Raw genomic sequence first — 17,873 nt, 5'->3', positions numbered from 1 at the left:
GCACGTCGATTTTGCCGGAAAATATCGACCCAGTTATTGGATCACTCGAGGGAGTCGACGTCGGACACGTCGTCCGCGTCGCTCGTCTCGTCCGGGTGGCGAACCACGTACACGTCGTACCGCTGGTCGTTGGCCACCGGACTGCCGACGCTGGACTGGGGCGAGATCACCGACCCGGCGTTCTCCGACCCGATGAAGACGACGGTCGCCTCGACCTCGCCGGCGACGCGGCGGATCTCGCGGACGACGTTCGTCGTCGAGGTCGCCGTCGGTTCGTCGGAGCTGACCCGCTCGACGCGGAACGTCGCCTCGGGAGCGACGTCCCGGGCCCGTGTCTCCATGCCCGCGGCGATCGCATCGCGGTCGAACGGTTCGCCGGGCGCGATCCAGCCGCGGTCGCGAGCGTAGTCCGCATCGTCCGGGATAACTGTCAGTGCGATCACGTCCTCCTCGAGGTGATCGCCGAACGTGGCCGCCCTCTCGAGTGCCTTCTCCGCGAGCGGGGACCCGTCGAACGGAACGAGCAGTGACATACCACGATATGATACGACAGCGAAAGTAAACCTTCGCCCTCCGGACGGAATCAGGTTACTCGGGGACCGAGTCGTTCCCGGTCTCGCTCCCGTCGCCGTCCTCGTCCGGGCCGTCGACGACCACCACCGGCCGGTCGGCGTACCTGACGACCGCGTCGACGGTCCCGCCGAGCAGCGCCCGTTTGAACGAGGACCGCCCACGAGAGCCGACGACGATCGCGTCCGCGTCCCGCGCCTTCGCGGCCGCGATGATCTCCTCGTACGGGACGCCCGACTCGACGGCCGTCTCGACGTCGACGCCGGCTTCGGCCGCCGCCGACTCGAGGTCCGCAACGATCTCCTCGGCTTGCTCCCGTCGCCGGCGGTCGACCTCCTCGGGGTCGACGATCGCGTTGTCGTAGTCCGTCCGGCTCTCGAGGACCGTCAGGCCGAACAGGTTGGCACCGAACCGGCTCGCGAGCCCGATCGCGTGGTCGACGGCGGCGGTTCCGGTCTCGCTCCCGTCGGTCGCGACGACGATGGCGTCGTACATACCGGACCCTGCGGGCGCGACGACCAAAGTGGTACTCCCGTCCTCGCCCCCGTCCCTGCCCCGCCTCGTCCCGCCGGGCGATCGACGACCGTCCCGTCAGTCCGTATCCTGACCCTCGTCTTCGTCGAACAGTTGGTTCCGCTCCGGCATCGTCGAGAACCGGCGCACGGCACGCAGGTCCGCCCGCTTCGACGGCGACGGGGCCATCGTCGAGTGGCGGGTCGCGCCGCTGGGGGAGTCGCGCCCGCCCGCTCCGAGGTCCGACTCGAGGAGGCCGTCGTCCTCACCGTCCGAAGGTTCGTCCCGGTCAGGTTCTCCGGATTCGGATTCGGAGTCGGCTCCTGAGTCAGCGTCACCCTCCGCCATCCCCTCGAGTTGATCGCGGAGTCGGTCGATCCCGTCGCTGAACTCCGTGACGTTCGACTTCACGGCGTCACGGAGCCGTTCCTCGAGGTCGTCCGCCGCCCCGTCTTCGGACTCGCCGTCCCCATCCTCGGACGGCTCTCCGTGCTCTTTGGGCTCGGCGTCGGCCCTCTCACCTTCCTCTGGCGCCGTTTCCGCTCCCGTCTCCGTCTCCCCGTCGCCCCCTCGAGTAGCCGCTTGCAGCCCGTCTACGGCCACGTCGAGGTCGCTCGCCACCTCGTCCTCGTCGACCCGGTCCCCGAGATCTGCGAGTCGGAGCAACCGCTCGAGGTCCTCGACCGCGTCGGCGTCACCCTCGGAGATCGCCTCGGGGATCGACGACGGCTCCGACCCGTCGGGGAGGGTGTCGAGTCCGACCGCCTCGAGCAACGCGTCTGGATCGGCCGACGCCACGAGTTCGTTCGCCTTCCGGGCCGCCTCGCGGAACTCGTCGGCGTCGGCGGGAGCCTCGTCCTCGCCCTCGTCCCCGGCCGTCATAAGCCGGGCGCTCGCCGCGTCGGTCTCGTCCAGGATCTCCGTCACCTGCTCGCGCGTGGGGTCTGTCACTGTGTATCCTCGCGGTCGTTCTCGATTCGCTCGGTGTATCGTCTCGCCTCGAGTCTGCCGGGAACCGCAACAGTTACTCGGCGTTCGCCGTTGCGTCTGCCTCTTCCTCGTCGTCCCCGTCGTCCCCGTCGCTTCCTTCGCTCTCCTCGCCCGTCACGGCCTCGATGATCTCCTCGGTCATCTCCTCGCGGCTCAGGTTCGCCTTGACGTCGACGTCCTTTGCGACCGACTGCAGGTCCTCGTAGGACATCACCCCGAGGAAATCCTCGAGCGTCTCGCGCCTGAGGTCCTCGAGTTCGTCGGCGGACGGGCCGTCCTCGGCCTCCTCGGGGTCGGTTTCCCCTTCGTCTTGGTCGGCTTCCGTCGCTTCCTCCTCTTCCTCTGTCGGCTGTTCTGGTTCGTCCGGTTCCGCCCCCCCTCCGGCTGCCTCCTCTTCTGCTGCCTCCTCTTCTGCTGCCTCCTCTTCTGCCGCCTCCTCGCCCAGCAGATCCGTCTCACCCGTCGCGCTATCGGCTACCGACTCGAGCGGTTCCCGCACGCTGCTGTCCTCGAACGCCTCGCTGACCCCATCTCGGACGGCCGTCGTGACCGTCGTTCGAAGCGGTTCTCCGGTCTCGTCGTCGCCCTCGCCTTCTCCCTCGTGTTCGTCGCCTTCCGCGTCCTCCTCGGTCCCGGCCAACTCGGTCGCAAGTGCCTCGTGAACGTTGCGACCGATCGAGGCGCCGATCTCCCGGCCGAGGCTCTCGCCGAACTGCCGGCCGACCGCCGCACCGATCTCGCCCGCGTCGACCTCGTCCTCGATGCTGCCGTCCCCGAGCAGATCGCCGACCCCGACCTGGTTGCTCACCTCGTCGGCGATCATCCCCTTCAGGTCCGTTCCGTCGGTCACGGGGACCACCTCGAGCGCCGCCAGGACGTGAGTGGGTGCGTCACGAGCACGGGGTTACGCCTCCTCGTTGTCGTCCTCGTCGGTTTCGTCGGCGGATTCCGATTCGCTGTCGGTCTCCGAACCTTCCTCGTCGGTTTCGGCTTCTTCGCTCTCGTCTCCGGACTCGGATTCGGCTTCGACTTGCTCGTCTCCCTCGTCGGCTTCTTCCTCCCCGGCTTCCTCCTCTTCTTCCGTGGTTTCCTCGTCTTCGTCGGCGGTTTCCTCCTCTTCCTCCTCCGCTTCGCTATCCGTTCCGAGCAGTTCGTCGAGGGTCATCTCGCCGATCATCCGACCGAGGCTCTCGCCGAGCTTTCGGCCGATGATCGCGCCGATCAGGCCGCCCAGAGCCTCACCGAGCGGCTGCTCGTCGTCGATATCGTCCTCCCACTGGGTGCCCTCGACGAGTTCGCCGACGTCGATGTTCTGGGTGATCTCCTCGTAGTCGATACGCCCGGTCAACGATTCCGCGGCCGAACTCGTACTCGTGCTCGTACCGGTAGTAGATTCCTCACTCATGATCCTGCCTCCGCCTGCGTGTCCGCTTCCGGCTGTTCGTCCGCCCGTTCACGTTCACGTTCACGACCGTCCTCGCCTTCGGCCTGCTCGAGCAGCGCCTGTACGACTTCCCGGACGACCGTCGCGATGAGTTCCTCGACCGGCAAGCCGGGCACGAGGCCGGCGAATTTCTCCTTCACCCAGCCTCCGGCCGCGGCGAATCGGTCCCGTATCCAGCCCGTGACTCTGGAGATCGGACCCGGGCCTTCGGCCGTCTCCTCGTCACCCTCTTCGGGTTTGGGCTCCTCCTCGTCGGCCTCGACGTCCGCTTCCTCCGGTGGTTCTTCCGGCGTTTCCGTCTCGCCGCTACCGAGTCCACGGAGTAGCTCCATCGGCTTGCGAACCAACCCGCGAAGGAACTGCCCCGGCTTCCTCGCCAGCGACCCGAGTTGGTCCCGGACGCCACCGGCCAACGATCGAAGCCACGCCGCGGGTTTGCCGAGCATCGATTTCGCCTTGTTCACCAGGGCGCTCGGACCGTCGAGCAGGCCCGTCACTGCCGAGAGCAGGTTCCCGAGCAGGTTGTTCCCTCCCGGCCGAGCGGAGACGTCGAGCGTGACCTGGTTCAGGTTGACCTCGAGGCCGAGCAGATCCAGAAAGAGCCCGTCGAGGTCGAGATGGAGGACGCCGGAGGCGTCGTCGCCCTCGTAGACGTCCTCGGCATCGTCAGCGTGGCCCTCCTCTCGCTCGTCTTCCTCGTCGGCCGGTTCCTCGTCGGTCGATTCCTGGTCAGCCGGTTCCTCGTTCCTCGCCAGCCGGTTCTTCGTTGGTCGATTCCTCGCCAGCCGGTTCCTCGCCAGCCGGTTCTTCGTTGGTCGATTCCTCGCCAGCCGGTTCCTCGCCAGCCGGTTCTTCGTTGGTCGATTCCTCGCCAGCCGGTTCCTCGCCAGCCGGTTCTTCGTTGGTCGATTCCTCGCCAGCCGGTTCCTCGCCAGCCGGTTCCTCGTCGGTCGATTCCTCGTCGGTCGATTCGTCTGCGGAGTCCGGTTCTGCCTCGGGTTCGGATTCGTCTTCCTCCGGTTCCGCTTCGTCGTCTTCCGCAGTCGGCTCCTCGCCCATCTGCTCGTCGCTCTCGTCCTCTCCGCTGGCTTCAGTTTCGGAGGGTTCGTCGTCGCCTTCCTCCTCCTCGGGTTCTTCGACTTCTGCCTGTCCGCCGTCGGGGAGTAGTCTCCGACTCGTTCGATCCGCCCTATCGCCGCCGCGTGGAGGTGGCCCGAGGTCCGGACGCCCTCCGGAGCCGTGGTCGCCGTAGCCCATTGTTAGCGGGAAGATTCACAAGCGACAGCGTTGTGGTGGTTTCGCTTGCGTGTGCGTCCGTACAGGCGGCCGCGCGAGCAGGAAAGAGCGAAAAAAGAACGCCGCTCAGACGACCGATCCGACGCGGAGGGCGTACTCGCCGCGGGTCTCTCCTTGGTCGTGGTACTCGACCGGCTCCTCGATCGCAGCGATCGTCCCGTCGTGGATCGCGGCCGCCGCAGCGATCCCGTCGAACCGCTCCGTGCCGGCCGCGTCTCCCGGTTCGGACTCGAGGTCGAACCAGCGCACCGCGTGGGTGTCCGGATCCCGCACGCGGAAGTTCTGTGCACACGGGGCGACGAGCGTCCCGTCGTCGGACGCGAGCCCGTTCACGAAGCCGCCGAGATCGGCGTCCCACAGCGGGCCGCCCGTCTCGGCGTCGACGACGGCAAGGCGGTGCTCGTTCGGGTGCCGGTGCTCCGTCTCGCGACCCGCCACGGCGTACGTGTTCCCGGTCGCGAACGCGACGGCGCCGTCCGCGAGACACGCGTGATTCGGATAGGCGTACAGCGTCTCCGCGCCGATTTCGGTTTCGACGGCGAGGTCCACCCGCCACCGTTCGGCTCCGCCGGACTCGAGCAGGTAGCCGCGCTTGTCCCCGTGGCTCGCGACCGCCGCGCGGCCGCCCTCGAGGGAGACGTCGCCGACGCGGCGCTCGCCGTCGGTTCCGGGATCCCAGGTCCAGGCGAGGTCGCCCGTCTCGGCCTCGAGGACGACCAGGCCGTTGTCGTGGCGGCCGGGACAGCGATTGTACGCGACCGCAAGCCGTCCCGTGGCCTCGTCGGGATCCAGGTCGATCGCGATCGGCGACGCGTCGGTCCCGTACTGCCAGCGGACCGTCCCGTCGGTCCCGAACGCGTAGACGACGCTCTCCCAGCGGCGCTCGTCGCCGTCGCGTTCGTAGCGCCTGGCCGCGGCGTACAGGCCGCCGTCGTCGTTGGACTCGAGCGCAACGACGTATGGGAGGGCGAACACTCCCGTATCGGCGGGGTCCCCGACGTCCTCGGCCGCCTCGTATCGCCAGCGGGAGTCGCCCGTCTCCGCGTCGTAGCCGACGATGGCTCCGCGTTCGCCGCGGCCGGCGACTGCGACCGTCGGTCCGTCCGCCCCCTCGAGTGTCGTGATCCCGACCGCCTGACCTGGATGGGTCGCCGACCACTGCGGCTCGAGGGAGTCGCGATCGTACGCGGTCACGGTACCGTCCTGCGTCCCGGCGAAGATCCGCCCGTCCGAGATGTGGACGGCCGATCTGGTCCACATGTGACGACTGCGCGCCGGCTCGATCTCGCCGAGTGCGCGTCGACGGAACTCCCCGGAACGCGGTCGGTCGGCCGTCTCGGTGTCCCTCGCGCTCATTCTTCGACCGGGAACGTCTCGTGGAGCGCGTCGTGGGCCTCGCCCAGCCCGTCGACGACGCTCTCGCCCTGCGTTCGTAACCGCTTTACCGCACGCTCGGCGTTTCGAAGCTCGAGCAGTCGCCCCCGCGTGTAGTCGTAAGCGGGATCGTCGGCCTCCATCGCGGCGAGGTCGCTCTCGAGGTCGACCAGGGCCGCGTCGAGGTGGCGTTCGATCTCGGCCAGGCTGTCGGCCTCGACGAGGCCCTCGATCGGTCCCTCGAGGTGGCCCTCGAGTTCCTGTCGTGCGTGTTCGCGGTCGCTGTCGTCCCCGACGCCGAGGACGGTTATCAGTCCGAGTCGTAGCGCTTCGATTTCGTGGCAGCTCATGTCTGATCTCGTGGTTTCGTCGTGTGTTTTCGTCGTGTGGTCGAAGTCGGTTGGCGGACGATACTCACAGCGTCTGGTCGACGAGGTCGCTGACGATCCGGTCGTCCGTGAGGTGTTCCCCGACGATCCGGTCCGTGTCGTCTTCGGCGACGTCGCCGTACCAGACCCCGTCGGGATAGACCGCGACCATCGGCCCGTCGCCACAGCGTCCCAGACAGGACGAGCGCGTAACCCGTGCGTCGCAGTCGTCAGCGTCCCGGACCGCCTGTCGCAGGCGCTCGAGGACGGCCGGCGCGCCCGCCTCGGCGCACGTCCGGTTCGTACAGACGGCGACGTGTTTCGCGGGCGCGTCGTGGCTGTGGGGTTCGTCGTCGACGTCGTCGCGGTCGGCATGGCTCTCCTGGTGGGTCAGCGCACGCAGCATCGCCCGCGCGCCGCCGACGTCCTCCTCGTAGCCCTCGAGGCCGACCTTGTACTTGCACGTGTCACAGGACATCTCGACGCTGTCCGTGCGGGCCTCCTGCCATCGGTCGGCGAAGACGTCGAGCAGCCGGGAGTCGGTCCCGAGCGGGTCGCCCGCGAGGGCGTCGACGTAAGGGTAGTCCTCGTCGAAGTCGGCCGTCCAGTCCCGTACCCGCTGGGTGAGGACGCCGTCCCCGAGCATGTAGGGGAGCACGACGACGGCGTCCGGCCGGTGCTTGGAGAGATCGTGCAGCGTCTCCTCGAGGGTCGGCTCCGTGACGCCGACGAACGAGGCCTCGACGCGGTCGAACCCCCGTCCCTCGTACAGGAGGCGAGCGAGTTTGTGGACGTCGGCGTTGGCGTCCGGATCGCTCGAGCCCCGGCCACAGAGCACGACCGTGACCTCGTCGTCCTCGCGGTCGACGCCGAGGTCCCGCTCGACCGCGGCGGCGCGATCGTCCAGCACCTCGAGCATGGCCGGGTGGATCCCCAGGTGCCTGCCGTTGTTGATCGCCAGGCCGTCGTGTTCCGCACGCGCCTGCTCGATCGAGACCGGGACGTCGTTTTTGACGTGGCTCGCGGCGAACAGCGAGCAGTGGACGACCGTCAGTTCCGAGACGACCGTCGCGAGGTCGGCGATCGCGTCCTCGATCGACGGCTTCGCGAGTTCGAGGAAGGCGGCGTCGACGGGGACGCCGAGCCGCGACTCGAGGCCAGCGGCCAGTTCCCGGACCTGTTCGTTGGACTTCTCGCGTCGCGACCCGTGGCCGACCAGGAGGACGGCTTCGTCGTCGACGCCGGTCGCCGCCGCGTCCGTCACGACTGCTCACCTCCCGAACCTGGGTCGTCACTGTCACCGCCACTGCCACCGTCGCCGAGATCCGCTTGCTCTAGGCTGCGCTCGAGCTTTCGGCGGCGACTCGGCGCGTAGAGGCCGGTCCCCTCGGCGGTCTCGTAGAGCCAGCGTCCGAACGCGGGGACCGCGTCGTCGTCGAGGCCGAACCAGTAGCTCCCCGACGAGGTCTCCGCGACGTCGTCACAGGGGGCGTCGATCGGGTGGTCGGCGATCAGGTCCCGGACGCTCTCGAGGAGTCCCCGGTCTTCGTGGACGAACGAGATGCCGACGGTGCCGCTCGAGGACTTGAAACAGATCGTGCCACAGCCCTCGAGCAGACCCCGCAGGAGTTCGCGCCGGTGGTCCGCGAACGCGCCGAACCGGTAGTTTCCGCGCCCGTCGACAGGGAGTCCGAGCGGCGAGCGGCGGCCGAGCAGCGTCCCGTCGTCTCCGGTGGTCGAGAGCGAGAGCGTGTAGTCCTCCTCGGTCCGGGTGATCGAGGCGTCGTGGGCGTACTCGCGACTCGTGGTCTCGCGGTCGAGGTCGCCACCGTCCGCGCCCGCGATCGCCGCGAGCACGCGAGCGGCACGCTCGTCGCCGGTGACGACCTCGAGGCCGTCTTCCGAGACGCGACCACCGCCCGCGACGTGTCCCCAGAAGTACGCCGACGCCGGGTGGCCGGCGAGGGGGTCGGCCGGAACCTCGATCTCGAGAGCGTCGTCCTTGACCGGTTCGTCCGTCCCGGTGGTCTCGGTCATTCGTCCACCTCCTCGACGATGATCGCGTCCGTCGGACAGGCCGCTGCGGCCCGTCTGGCCTCCTCGAGGCGGTCGTCGTCGAACGCGGCCACCACTCGCTCGCCGTCGTCGCTGACTTCGCCGTCGCAGTCGTAGACCGGGTCCGCGTCGGGATCGATCGTCGCCAGCCCGTCCGGGGCTTCCACGAAGCGCGGATCCCGGGTGAGGCAGGCGAAGATCCCGTCGCAGGCGTCCTTCTCGATCGTGATTTCGTATCGTGGCATGTGGTTTATCGAGTCAGTAGTCGTACTTCGTCTCGTAGCCGCGGGGCCGTACCATCCGGTCGTCCCAGACGTAGGTGTCCTCCGTCCCGACGACGATCGTCGTCGTCATGTCGACGATCTCGCGCTCGCCGAACTCCTCGAGGTCGCCGAGTTCCGTGATTACCACTTCTTCGTCCTCGCGGCCCGCGCCGTGGACAATGCCGACCGGGGTGTCCTCGTCGCGGTGGGTCAGGAGGATCTCGCAGGCTTTTTCGAAGTTCTCGCGGCGCTTCCGACTCCAGGGGTTGTAGATCGTGATCGTGAAGCCCTCCTTCGCGGCCGCGTGGAGCCTGGACTCGATCTCGGGCATCGGCACGAGGTGATCGGACAGCGAGATCGAGACGGTGTCGTTGACGAGCGGCGCACCGAGCCGAGCGCCGCAGGACTGGGCCGCGGGAACGCCCGGAACGACCTCGAAGTCGACCATCGTCGCCGTCGCGCCCTTGGACTCGAGGATCTCGAGTGCCAGCCCGGCGAGCGCGTAGACGTTGGGGTCGCCGCTGCCGACGATCGCCACGTCGTTGCCCGCGAGCGCCCGGTCGATCGCCTCCTCCGTGCGGGAGACTTCGCCGCACATGGGCGTGTCGTAGATCTCGTCGGCCCCTTCGGTGATCTCGTCCGGCAGCAGTTCGATGTAGGTCGTGTAGCCGACGATGTGTTCGGCCTCGTGCAGCGCCGTCTTCGCGCGCTCGGTCATCCCCTCGGGCTGACCGGGGCCGAGGCCGACCGCCACGAGCTGGCCAGGGTCGGCGTCGAAGTCCTCGACGGTCGCGCCGACCTCTTCTTCGTTCGAGTCGTCTTCGGAACTCGAGGCGCCGCATTTCGACCCGCTCGAGTCGTCACTCCCACTCGAACCACCACACTTCGAACTCGAGCGGCTCGTCTCCGATTCGGCGCCCGACGCGCCGCAGTTCGACGTCGATTCCTCGTTTTCAGCGTCCGCGTCCGTATCCGTGTCTGTCTCCGTGCTCATGTGTGGTCAGAAGTCGTCGACGTCACGCCCGCCGCGCGGGGTGACGAGGTACGTTCGGTCGTCGTTGCTCCAGGTTTCGGTCTCGTGGGTGCCGATGATCAGCGAAGTGCCCATCCCCGACACCTTGTCGTCGTGGTCGGCGGCCTCGCCGAGCGTCGTCACGTGCCGGCTCTCGCCGTTGCGGCCGGCGTCCGCACGGCCCGCGTCGTTGACGATCGCCACGAGGGCGTCGTCGGTGCGTTCCTCACGAACGATCTCGACCGCCCGCTCGTAGTTGCGCCAGCAGTTGTAGAGGACGATCACGAAATCGGAGACCGCCGCGGCGCGCAGTTTCTCCTCGATCTCGTCCCAGCCGCGCCACTTGTCCGACAGCGAGACCGTACAGAAGTCGTTACACAGCGGCGCGCCGACGTTTGCCGCTCCGCCGAGCGCCGCCGTCACTCCGGGGACGATCTCGATCGGGACGTCCGTGGCAGACTCCTCCTCGGCCATCTTGAAGATGAGGTCGGACTTGCCGTAGACGGAGGGATCGCCGCCCGAAACGTGGGCGACCGTCTTCCCCTCGCGGACGTAGTCGAACGCCGCGCGGGCGAGTTCGATCTGGCGACCCATCGTCGAGCGAACGATCTCCTGCTGGCTCCCGTCCTCGCGGGTCGCGATCCCGTCCTCGTCGGTCCGTGACTCCGGCGGAATCGTGCCGTCCTCGCGCAGGAACTCCTGGTAGAGGTTCGAGGCGATGACAACGTCCGCGGACTCGATGACCGACTTCGCGCGCTGGGTCATGTGGGCGGGCAGCCCGGGGCCGATGCCGACGACGTAGAGGGTGCCGTGATCGTCGGGGGTACCCTCGGTCGTGTCCGCGTCGGCGTCCTCGGCGCTCATCGGCCGATCGCCACCGTTACCTCGTCCTCGTAACCGATCTTCTCGAGTACCAGTTCCTGCTCGCGCCCCCCGGCGATGGCGCTCGCCTCGGAGACGCCCGGCCAGCCGATCAACTCCTTCGATTTCGAGGGGGTCGGCCCCTCGTGCTCGAGCAGCGTTTCCTTGTCGAAGGCGACGACGCCCAGGTCGCGTTCCCGGGCCGCCTCGAGCAGTCCCTCCTCGTCTTCCTTCCGCGTCGCGGTGGCGACGAACTCGACGTCCTCGAACCCGTACTCGGTGCGCTCGAGGGCCGCCTCCCAGGCCTCGAGGAAGGCGTCCGCGCTCGCGCCGGAGACGCTGCCCGTGCCGATGACGACGCCGTCCTCCTTGTTGCGTTTGAGGACCGTCACGTCGTCACCGACGAGCACCGCCTTCGGGCCGTCCAGTCGGGCGACGGGGCCGAGTTCGTCGTCGAGGACGGCGAGGTTCGTCTGGACGGTCGAATCCCCGTTGACGACGTGGGCGTCCATCGCCTTCGCGCGGGACTCGACGCCCTGCTTGCCGGCGGCCTCGCTCGCGGTCGTCATCGCCGGCACGGCACCCATCGTCGCCAGGTCCTGTGCGACCTGGTTCGCGCCGTGGTGGCCGCCCGTGATCGGGATCGCCCACGTCAACTCCTCGTCGACGACGCAGATCGCGGGATCGTCCCACTTGTCGTCGAGCAGGTGGGCCGTCTTCCGCATCGCGATGCCCGAGGCCATCAGGCCGACGAAACAGTCGTACTCGCCCCAGTGCTCCTCGAAGACGTCGCCGTGGTACTCGAGGATCTCGATCCGCTCGTAACGGTCCGCGAGTTCGGCCGCGATCTCCTCGGCGGTCGCCATCTTGCGTTCGAAGGCGACGATCGCGATCTCCTCGGCGACCTCGCCGTCCGAGTCGGGCGTCGAGCAGTGACCGCCGTCCGATCCGTCGTCGGTCGTCTCAGTGGTGTCGTCCGTACTCATGTCGATGTCAGTCGATCTCAGCTTCGTCGGCGTCGTTCGATCCGCCGTTCGATCCGTCGTTCGCCCAGTCGCCATAGAGGTAGGACCGTTCGTAGCCCGCACCCGTCACGGCCTCGCCGATGACGACCAGCGCCGAGGCGCGGTAGCCGGCCGCCTCGACCCTGTCCGCGATGTCGTCGATCGTCCCGACGATCACGTCCTCGTCCGGCCAGGAGGCGTGGTAGACCACCGCGACCGGCGTTTCGGGGTCGTGGCCGTCCGCGAGCAGCCGCTCCATCGTCTCCCGGACGGCGTGGGTCCCGAGGTAGAGACAGGTCGTCACGTCGCCCATCCCCACGAACTCGGAGACGTGGTCTTCCTCCTCGCTCAGGGTCTTGCCCTGCGGTCGGGTGAACGCCACGTGGTTCGCCACCTCGTTGAGCGTCAGTTGCGTCCGCAGCGTCGCGCTGGCCGCGAACGCGGAGGTGACGCCCGGAACGAAGTAGGTCGGCACGCCTTCGCCCTCCAGGGCGTCCATTTGTTCGAGGGCGGCCCCGTAGATCGCGGGATCGCCGCTGTGGAGGCGGACGACGGTCCGGCCCTCCTCGTAGGCGTCCCGCATCAGGGGAACGAGTTCCTTGAGGTCCTTGCCGACCGAGTTCACGAGTTCGGCGCCGTCGCAGTAGGCCTCGAGGAGTTCGCTGTTGACCAGCGAGCCGGCGTGAACCACGAGGTCCGCGTCCTCGAGCAGTTCCTTCCCGGCGACGGTCAGCAGCCGCGGATCGCCGGGGCCGGCGCCGACGAACGGGATCCCCTCCTGCTCGTCGCCGGCGCTGTGCTCGACGATCCGCTCGTCGAACTCGTCCGGGAGGCCGGACTCCCCGTCGGTATCGATACGATTCTCGCCGTCTGCGTCCGTGTTTCCGGTCATCAGTACCAGTCCCGGTCTCGGTGCCAGTCGCCGCCCTCTAAGGCTTCGCTACGCTCGAGATCGGCCAGCTCGGAGCCGCGAGACTCGGCTCGGATCGGCTCCGCCGTCTCGAGCGTCGCGCTCGCGTCGGTCTCCGCGCTGGACTCGGATTCCGTCGCGCCGTCGGCGTTCGGGGTCTCGGTCTCGAAGGCCGCCGTCGCCGGCTCGACCTCGAGGTCCGCCCGTTCGGCGTAGGCGAGCGTGTAGTAGTCCCGCTCGGCGATCGCGTCGGGGTCGTCGGTGACGACCGTCTCGCCCTGTTCCATGAACAGGCGACGGCCGTAGGTCACCTCGTAGCCGGCCTCGGCGAGTCCCTCGTGGGTCGCGGGCGCGTCGGTGACCTTGAACAGGATCATCCGGTCCGGACCGGTCGGACTCGCGCCGCCGGCGGCTTCCCGTAGCGCGAGTCCCGCCCCGGCCTCTATCTCGACGCCGAGCGCGGTCGCGAACGCGGTCACCGCGCTGACCCCAGGGACGATCTCGAGCTCCACGTCCGGGTGAAACGCCGCCATCGTCCGGTGCAGGTGGCCGAACGTCGAGTAGACGTTCGGATCGCCGAGGGTGACGAACGCGACGTCGCCGTCCGCGGCCGTCGAGGCCACCTCCTCGGCGGCTGCTTTCCAGGCGCTGCGGAGCTTCTCCTCGTCCCTCGTCATCGGGAACTCGAGGTCGCCGATCGTCGACTCGTCGACGTGCTCGAGCGCGACCGTCCGGGAGAGCCGTCCCGGCGAGTAGACGACGTCCGCACGCTCGAGGACGCGCTTGCCGCGGACGGTCACGAGGTCTGCGTCGCCGGGGCCGAGCCCGACGCCGTACAGCGTCATCGCGGCTCACCTCGGTCCGCGCTCCCTTCGGCCGCGCTCCCGACGAGCATGTACACCGGGTTGTCCGCGTCGAAACTCGTCGCGCCGGCGAGTTCGTAGCCGTGGCTCACCTGGAACTGGACGACCTCCTCGAGGAGGTCGCGCTCGCGGAAGGCCTCCGCCGCGGCGCCCGCTACCTCGAGCCGTGAGACGTTCATCACGATCCGGTCGACCCCGGTCTCGACCGCGTGATCGAGGACGGCCTCGAAGTTCCGGCTCCCGCCGAGGAAGAGCGCGTCTGCATCGTCGGGGAGCCCGTCGGGCGCCTCCGCGTTCCGGAGTTCGACGTCGGCGCGCGTCGACTCCGCGTTCGCCGCGAGGTTCTTCTCGGTGGTCTCGAGCCGGTCCGCCTTCCGCTCGAGGGCGGTCACGCGTCCCGCCGTCCGTGCGGCGTCGATCGTGACGGCCCCGGTACAGGAGCCGACCTCCGCGAAGTGGTCGTCCTCCTCGAGCGCGAGTTTCGACTGGAGGACGGCCCGAACCTCGGGTTTCGTCGGTCCGGCCTTCGCGTCGTGTGGCAACGCGATGGATGACATCAGCCGTGAGAACAGTAGCCGTCCCTAAAACAATTGTGTTTGGTGTAGAGCAAATTCGGTTGCGAATTCTCGGTTGTGTTAGTACAAAACGAGTTTCTAACGGTGACGTAACTGTTCACAGACGACGATTTTCACTATGAATCGGGTGTCGTAGCGGGGCCGGATCGAAAACCAGCGCTACCGATGACCGGCGCTCGACTCGAGTACTTCGAGGAACCGGTCGAACGCCCCGCTCTCCGGGTGAACGTGGGCGTACGTCCCGAGCGACTCGTACTCGAGGAGGCCGTCGTGGTCCCCGTCGATACCGTCGCCGCGAACCGTCTCGAACGCGAACCGGGCGTCGCCGTCGACGGCCGCGCTCGAGTAGTGGAACTCGTGGCCGCGGAGTCGGTCGCCGGCCGTCGCCGTGAGTGTCCCTTCGCGGGCCTCGAGTTCGACGTGATCGAGCGCCCGGTAGCGGTCGTGCATGGTCACGTCCGCCGGCAGGATCCCCGCCATCTCGTGGCGATCGCCGTCAGCGGTCGTCAACGACTGGCTCATCGCCATGAGCCCGCCACACTCCCCGAAGACGGGAAGTCCCTCGCTCGCGAGTTCTCCCAACTCGGTGAGCGTATCGGCCGACTCGAGCGCGTCGGCGTGGAGTTCGGGGTAGCCACCGGGGAGGTAGACCCCGTCGCAGTCGGGGACGGGATCGCCCGCGACGGGAGAGAACGTCCGGACCGTTGCTCGTTCACGGAACCGTTCGATCGTCGCCGGATACCGGAAGACGAAAGCGGCGTCGCTGGCGACGGCGACCGTCGCGTCGACGGGGTCGGCCTCCATTTCCGACGTTTCGGGCTGTACGGCCTCGCTCGCCGCCGCCACGAGCCGTTCGACCGCGATCGACTCGGCGGCTTCCCGAAGCGCCTCTCGGGGCAGCGCCGCCTCGTCGCCCATCTCCAGACCGAGGTGCCGGTCGGGGATCTCGAGGTCGTCGTTCGGCGGGATCCGGCCGAAGTACTCGAGTTCCGGCGGCAGAGCGTCGCGGATCCCCGCCTCGTGGCGGCCGCCGTGGGCGCGTTGGGCGACGACGCCCGCGACCTCGATCCCGCGGCCGATCCGGTCGGCGTACTCCCGGAACCCCAGTGCGGTCGCGGCGACGCTTTCCATCCCCGCCGCGGCGTCGACGACCAGCACGACGGGGAGATCGAGCGCCTCGGCGACCATCGCAGTACTCGAGCCGTCGCCGTCGTACAGCCCCATGACTCCCTCGACGACGCAGATAGCGGGGGACGACGTCCCCCGGGCAGACGGGTGTGACCCGTCGACGCCGCCCTCGCCGCGGGCGTAGTTGCGCCGCAGCCCCTCCTCGCCCTCGAGCCAGCGGTCGAGCGTCCGGGAGGGTCGGCCCGCGATCGCCTCGTGGTGGCTCGGATCGATGAAGTCGGGGCCGGCCTTCGCGGGCTGGACGCCGTAGCCGGCGTCCTCGAGGGCCTGGATGATCGCCAGCGTCGCGACCGTCTTACCGACGCCGGAGCTGACGCCGCCGAGGACGAACCCCTTCATCGGTCTCCTCCCCGGGTCGGCACCGGGTTCCGATCGCGGACCGGGGCAATGCGTCCGCACGGGTCGGCTGTGACGTTTCCCATCGTTGTCGCTTGGATTACGACAAGTAGACTTGAATCCGTCGGTGATTTCGCCCGTCGACGGTCGGGCGCGTCGCGTCCCCTGCCGACACGGCCCGCTCGAGGCCGCTTTCGCTCTCTCGTGGGGGTTTCCCGAGTGTGCGACCGCGGTAAATCGATAGGCGCTATATCGATTGCGGCTACAGCCCGTCGAGGTAGCCGTCGAACGTCGCCGCGGCGCGTTCGAACGGGTCGTGCGATCGAACGTCGAGATCCAGCGCCGCGAACGACTCGAGCGGCGGCCGCCGACCCGTTCGACCGAGGAATCCCCGGTACTCGTCCGCCGCGAGCGTTCCATCGCGAAGCCGATCGCGGACCGCGAGCGCCCCCGTCGCGCCGAGAACGTACTGGTAGCTCGAGTAGGGGATCCGCAGTCCGATCCCCTCGATCCGGTCGGCGACGCCGTCGCGGTCGTACACCGGGTCGAACTCCTCGAGCAGGTCGGCGTACGCGTTCCGGGCGCGCTCGACGGTTAGGTCCTCGCCGGACTCGACCGTCGTCGCGAGGGCGTGGTTGTACGCCGCGGTGCGGGCGTTCCGATAGAGGTTCCCCGCGATACACTCGACGAGGCGGTTCCGGGCGTGGGCGGCGAGCGCACCGCCCCGTTCCAGACAGTGCTCCGCGAGCAGCAGTTCGTGCAGGATCGAGGGGATCTCACAGACCGCGGTCGGGCACGTCGCGTACCGCGTCGGCCCCTCGCGGTTGTACGCGACGGCGAGTGCGTGCCCCAGTTCGTGGGCGACGTAGAACGTCGTCCGGACGTCGCCGCGGAAGTTCGCGAGGACGAACGCGCCGTCCGCCGCGGACGACGGGCAGTACGCGGGAATATCGGTCCGCTTGTCCTGCGTGGGGTAGACGTCGATCCGGCGGTCGTCCAGGAACGCCCGCGCTCGAGCGACGTACTCCTCGCCGAGCGGCGCGAGCGACTCGAGGATCAGCTCCCGCGACTCCTCGTAGTCGAGGTCGGGTTCTGGGGGGTCGGCCAGCGAGACACGGCGATCCCACGGCCGGAGCCGCTCGAGGCCGAGCTTCTCGCGTCGAACACGCTGGGCGCGGTGGTAGGGCTCGAGGTTCGCCCGAACGGCCTCGAGGATCGTGTCGTGGACCGGTTCCGGGAGCGCCGGCTCGAGTCCCGACTCCGGATAGGTCCCGCGGAGGTCCCGGTCCCTGATCGAATCGTAGCCGCGGACGTCGGCCTCCGTCGCCGCCGCGGCGAGTTTCTCCGCGGAGGCCCGGACGATCGTCGCGGCGAACCGGTTTCGCTCCGCGTGGTAGGCCTCGTACACTCGCCGTCGGTAGTCCCGGTCGGGGTTGGAGAGTTCAGTCCGGTAGTTCCCCGGCCGAACCTGGACCGTCTCGCCGTCGGGACGTTCGAGGGTCGGCGGATCGAAGTCCGCGGTCGTGATCTCCCTGAGGATCCGATCGGACCCGGACCGTGCTTCCTCGTGGTCTGCGATCACGTCCTCGACGGCCGGCGATCGAACGTGTGACGCCTGTCGCCGCAGGTTGGCGGCGTAGTACCGGTACTCCTCGAGCGGTTCCACGAGGTCGTCGAACGTCCCCTCGGAGAGGTCACCAAGGGCTCGGCGGACTGCCGCGGCGACGGGTTCGAACGCGGCCGTTGCCTCGCGCAGCGCACGCTCGCGGTCCGCTGCCGACTCCGAGTCGGTGTTCACGTTCTTCGACAACTGGGCGTAGAGCTCTAACCGCTGTCGACGCTCGTAACACGCCTCCGTTTCGGCGAGCAGTTCCTCGAGTTCCGCGGCCGTCTCCGGGGTGTCGGCCGCCAGCGACTCCAGCCGCTCGAGTCGTTCGCGGAGGTCGTCGCGGGCGGCGCTCCAGTCCGCCGGCGCGTCGAAGATTGCGGTCAGGTCGAAGCGATACTCCGGGTCGATCTCGGTTCGTGGTGGTAGATGCATTCGTCTCTAGCGACGGTAGGCACTTTCGGCGAAGGCGAAGCAACGGCGACGACGGCGGGCGCGATCGAGCGCCGACTGAGAAGTTAGTTGGTCATGGATCGACCGCTGTTACGGTTCGATTGCACGGGCACCGGTATAATGTCTTCGACGCTGACAGCTCGTTCGACCGAGTGTCCGCGATCACGTCACCGGCCCGACCGGGACCCGAAG

Annotated in this window: 20 protein-coding genes; all 20 read right to left on the bottom strand. The window is 68.6% G+C overall.

Translation table 11 applies throughout. The annotated features are described in order from the left end of the window. Positions 1–41: 41 nt before the first annotated feature. The 20 genes from CHINAEXTREME_RS18660 to CHINAEXTREME_RS18570 all read right to left on the bottom strand — a co-directional run bounded on the left by CHINAEXTREME_RS18660 (position 42) and on the right by CHINAEXTREME_RS18570 (position 17,663). Positions 42–533, bottom strand: coding sequence for a universal stress protein (locus tag CHINAEXTREME_RS18660; protein WP_007140718.1), 492 nt, complete (start codon positions 531–533; stop codon positions 42–44). A 55-nt stretch (positions 534–588) separates the two neighbouring features. Then, positions 589–1,065: a universal stress protein gene (locus tag CHINAEXTREME_RS18655; protein WP_007140719.1), complete on the bottom strand. Its 477-nt coding sequence runs from the start codon at positions 1,063–1,065 to the stop codon at positions 589–591. Between the two features lie 96 nt (positions 1,066–1,161). Continuing rightward, positions 1,162–2,034 carry a hypothetical protein gene (locus tag CHINAEXTREME_RS18650; RefSeq protein WP_007140720.1) on the bottom strand — a complete coding sequence of 291 codons (873 nt, stop codon included), beginning with the start codon at positions 2,032–2,034 and terminating at the stop codon, positions 1,162–1,164. Positions 2,035–2,107: 73 nt separating this feature from the next. After that, positions 2,108–2,923, bottom strand: a complete 816-nt coding sequence (locus CHINAEXTREME_RS18645) for a hypothetical protein (RefSeq protein WP_007140721.1) — start codon at positions 2,921–2,923, stop codon at positions 2,108–2,110. A 54-nt stretch (positions 2,924–2,977) separates the two neighbouring features. Next, complete coding sequence (locus tag CHINAEXTREME_RS18640) at positions 2,978–3,478, bottom strand: hypothetical protein (protein ID WP_007140722.1); 501 nt, start codon at positions 3,476–3,478, stop codon at positions 2,978–2,980. Continuing rightward, positions 3,475–4,014 carry a hypothetical protein gene (locus CHINAEXTREME_RS22325; RefSeq protein WP_169855122.1) on the bottom strand — a complete coding sequence of 180 codons (540 nt, stop codon included), beginning with the start codon at positions 4,012–4,014 and terminating at the stop codon, positions 3,475–3,477. Before CHINAEXTREME_RS22325 ends, CHINAEXTREME_RS18640 begins: the two co-directional genes overlap by 4 nt. A gap of 232 nt (positions 4,015–4,246) precedes the next feature. After that, positions 4,247–4,774, bottom strand: coding sequence for a hypothetical protein (locus tag CHINAEXTREME_RS22320; RefSeq protein ID WP_169855121.1), 528 nt, complete (start codon positions 4,772–4,774; stop codon positions 4,247–4,249). Positions 4,775–4,879: 105 nt separating this feature from the next. Then, positions 4,880–6,169: an outer membrane protein assembly factor BamB family protein gene (locus CHINAEXTREME_RS18630; protein ID WP_007140724.1), complete on the bottom strand. Its 1,290-nt coding sequence runs from the start codon at positions 6,167–6,169 to the stop codon at positions 4,880–4,882. After that, positions 6,166–6,537: a DUF3209 family protein gene (locus CHINAEXTREME_RS18625; RefSeq protein WP_007140725.1), complete on the bottom strand. Its 372-nt coding sequence runs from the start codon at positions 6,535–6,537 to the stop codon at positions 6,166–6,168. Before CHINAEXTREME_RS18625 ends, CHINAEXTREME_RS18630 begins: the two co-directional genes overlap by 4 nt. A gap of 64 nt (positions 6,538–6,601) precedes the next feature. After that, complete coding sequence (locus CHINAEXTREME_RS18620) at positions 6,602–7,819, bottom strand: CbiX/SirB N-terminal domain-containing protein (RefSeq protein WP_007140726.1); 1,218 nt, start codon at positions 7,817–7,819, stop codon at positions 6,602–6,604. Beyond that, positions 7,816–8,592 carry a hypothetical protein gene (locus CHINAEXTREME_RS18615; RefSeq protein ID WP_007140727.1) on the bottom strand — a complete coding sequence of 259 codons (777 nt, stop codon included), beginning with the start codon at positions 8,590–8,592 and terminating at the stop codon, positions 7,816–7,818. The genes CHINAEXTREME_RS18620 and CHINAEXTREME_RS18615 overlap by 4 nt, the downstream gene beginning before the upstream one ends. Next, entirely contained in the window at positions 8,589–8,855 is a 267-nt protein-coding gene (locus tag CHINAEXTREME_RS18610; protein ID WP_007140728.1) for a ferredoxin, read from the bottom strand. The genes CHINAEXTREME_RS18615 and CHINAEXTREME_RS18610 overlap by 4 nt, the downstream gene beginning before the upstream one ends. Positions 8,856–8,868: 13 nt before the next feature. Then, on the bottom strand, positions 8,869–9,867 hold the full coding sequence (gene cobJ, locus CHINAEXTREME_RS18605; RefSeq protein WP_007140729.1) for a precorrin-3B C(17)-methyltransferase: 999 nt from the start codon (positions 9,865–9,867) through the stop codon (positions 8,869–8,871). Between the two features lie 6 nt (positions 9,868–9,873). After that, a complete protein-coding gene (locus tag CHINAEXTREME_RS18600; RefSeq protein ID WP_007140730.1) occupies positions 9,874–10,749 on the bottom strand; it encodes a precorrin-3B C(17)-methyltransferase in 876 nt (291 codons plus the stop codon). After that, positions 10,746–11,732 (bottom strand): cobalt-precorrin 5A hydrolase, encoded by a 987-nt coding sequence (cbiG, locus tag CHINAEXTREME_RS18595; protein WP_007140731.1) that lies wholly within the window; start codon positions 11,730–11,732, stop codon positions 10,746–10,748. The genes CHINAEXTREME_RS18600 and cbiG overlap by 4 nt, the downstream gene beginning before the upstream one ends. A gap of 7 nt (positions 11,733–11,739) precedes the next feature. Beyond that, the gene (locus CHINAEXTREME_RS18590) at positions 11,740–12,642 is read right to left on the bottom strand and encodes a cobalt-precorrin-4/precorrin-4 C(11)-methyltransferase (protein ID WP_007140732.1); all 903 of its coding nucleotides are present in this window, start codon (positions 12,640–12,642) and stop codon (positions 11,740–11,742) included. Further along, positions 12,642–13,505 (bottom strand): cobalt-factor II C(20)-methyltransferase, encoded by an 864-nt coding sequence (locus CHINAEXTREME_RS18585; RefSeq protein WP_007140733.1) that lies wholly within the window; start codon positions 13,503–13,505, stop codon positions 12,642–12,644. Before CHINAEXTREME_RS18585 ends, CHINAEXTREME_RS18590 begins: the two co-directional genes overlap by 1 nt. After that, complete coding sequence (cbiT, locus tag CHINAEXTREME_RS18580) at positions 13,502–14,080, bottom strand: precorrin-6Y C5,15-methyltransferase (decarboxylating) subunit CbiT (protein ID WP_007140734.1); 579 nt, start codon at positions 14,078–14,080, stop codon at positions 13,502–13,504. The genes CHINAEXTREME_RS18585 and cbiT overlap by 4 nt, the downstream gene beginning before the upstream one ends. Before the next feature lie 177 nt (positions 14,081–14,257). Next, complete coding sequence (locus CHINAEXTREME_RS18575) at positions 14,258–15,625, bottom strand: cobyrinic acid a,c-diamide synthase (RefSeq protein WP_007140735.1); 1,368 nt, start codon at positions 15,623–15,625, stop codon at positions 14,258–14,260. 259 nt (positions 15,626–15,884) lie between these two features. Beyond that, positions 15,885–17,663, bottom strand: a complete 1,779-nt coding sequence (locus tag CHINAEXTREME_RS18570) for a M3 family oligoendopeptidase (protein WP_007140736.1) — start codon at positions 17,661–17,663, stop codon at positions 15,885–15,887. Positions 17,664–17,873: the final 210 nt, after the last annotated feature.

The sequence above is a fragment of the Halobiforma lacisalsi AJ5 genome, from assembly GCF_000226975.2.
Taxonomy (GTDB): domain Archaea; phylum Halobacteriota; class Halobacteria; order Halobacteriales; family Natrialbaceae; genus Natronobacterium; species Natronobacterium lacisalsi.
Note: the sequence above shows the minus strand (reverse complement) of the source record. Positions and strands in the feature narration are given on the sequence as shown.

Bases quoted from the DNA above. Each gene is read 5' to 3' on its own strand.
- CHINAEXTREME_RS18660 (WP_007140718.1), bottom strand. From the start codon at position 533: ATGTCACTGCTCGTTCCGTTCGACGGGTCCCCGCTCGCGGAGAAGGCA.
- CHINAEXTREME_RS18655 (WP_007140719.1), bottom strand. From the start codon at position 1,065: ATGTACGACGCCATCGTCGTCGCGACCGACGGGAGCGAGACCGGAACC.
- CHINAEXTREME_RS18640 (WP_007140722.1), bottom strand. From the start codon at position 3,478: ATGAGTGAGGAATCTACTACCGGTACGAGCACGAGTACGAGTTCGGCC.
- CHINAEXTREME_RS22320 (WP_169855121.1), bottom strand. From the start codon at position 4,774: ATGGGCTACGGCGACCACGGCTCCGGAGGGCGTCCGGACCTCGGGCCA.
- CHINAEXTREME_RS18630 (WP_007140724.1), bottom strand. From the start codon at position 6,169: ATGAGCGCGAGGGACACCGAGACGGCCGACCGACCGCGTTCCGGGGAG.
- CHINAEXTREME_RS18625 (WP_007140725.1), bottom strand. From the start codon at position 6,537: ATGAGCTGCCACGAAATCGAAGCGCTACGACTCGGACTGATAACCGTC.
- CHINAEXTREME_RS18615 (WP_007140727.1), bottom strand. From the start codon at position 8,592: ATGACCGAGACCACCGGGACGGACGAACCGGTCAAGGACGACGCTCTC.
- CHINAEXTREME_RS18610 (WP_007140728.1), bottom strand. From the start codon at position 8,855: ATGCCACGATACGAAATCACGATCGAGAAGGACGCCTGCGACGGGATC.
- cobJ (WP_007140729.1), bottom strand. From the start codon at position 9,867: ATGAGCACGGAGACAGACACGGATACGGACGCGGACGCTGAAAACGAG.
- CHINAEXTREME_RS18600 (WP_007140730.1), bottom strand. From the start codon at position 10,749: ATGAGCGCCGAGGACGCCGACGCGGACACGACCGAGGGTACCCCCGAC.
- cbiG (WP_007140731.1), bottom strand. From the start codon at position 11,732: ATGAGTACGGACGACACCACTGAGACGACCGACGACGGATCGGACGGC.
- CHINAEXTREME_RS18590 (WP_007140732.1), bottom strand. From the start codon at position 12,642: ATGACCGGAAACACGGACGCAGACGGCGAGAATCGTATCGATACCGAC.
- CHINAEXTREME_RS18585 (WP_007140733.1), bottom strand. From the start codon at position 13,505: ATGACGCTGTACGGCGTCGGGCTCGGCCCCGGCGACGCAGACCTCGTG.
- cbiT (WP_007140734.1), bottom strand. From the start codon at position 14,080: ATGTCATCCATCGCGTTGCCACACGACGCGAAGGCCGGACCGACGAAA.
- CHINAEXTREME_RS18575 (WP_007140735.1), bottom strand. From the start codon at position 15,625: ATGAAGGGGTTCGTCCTCGGCGGCGTCAGCTCCGGCGTCGGTAAGACG.
- CHINAEXTREME_RS18570 (WP_007140736.1), bottom strand. From the start codon at position 17,663: ATGCATCTACCACCACGAACCGAGATCGACCCGGAGTATCGCTTCGAC.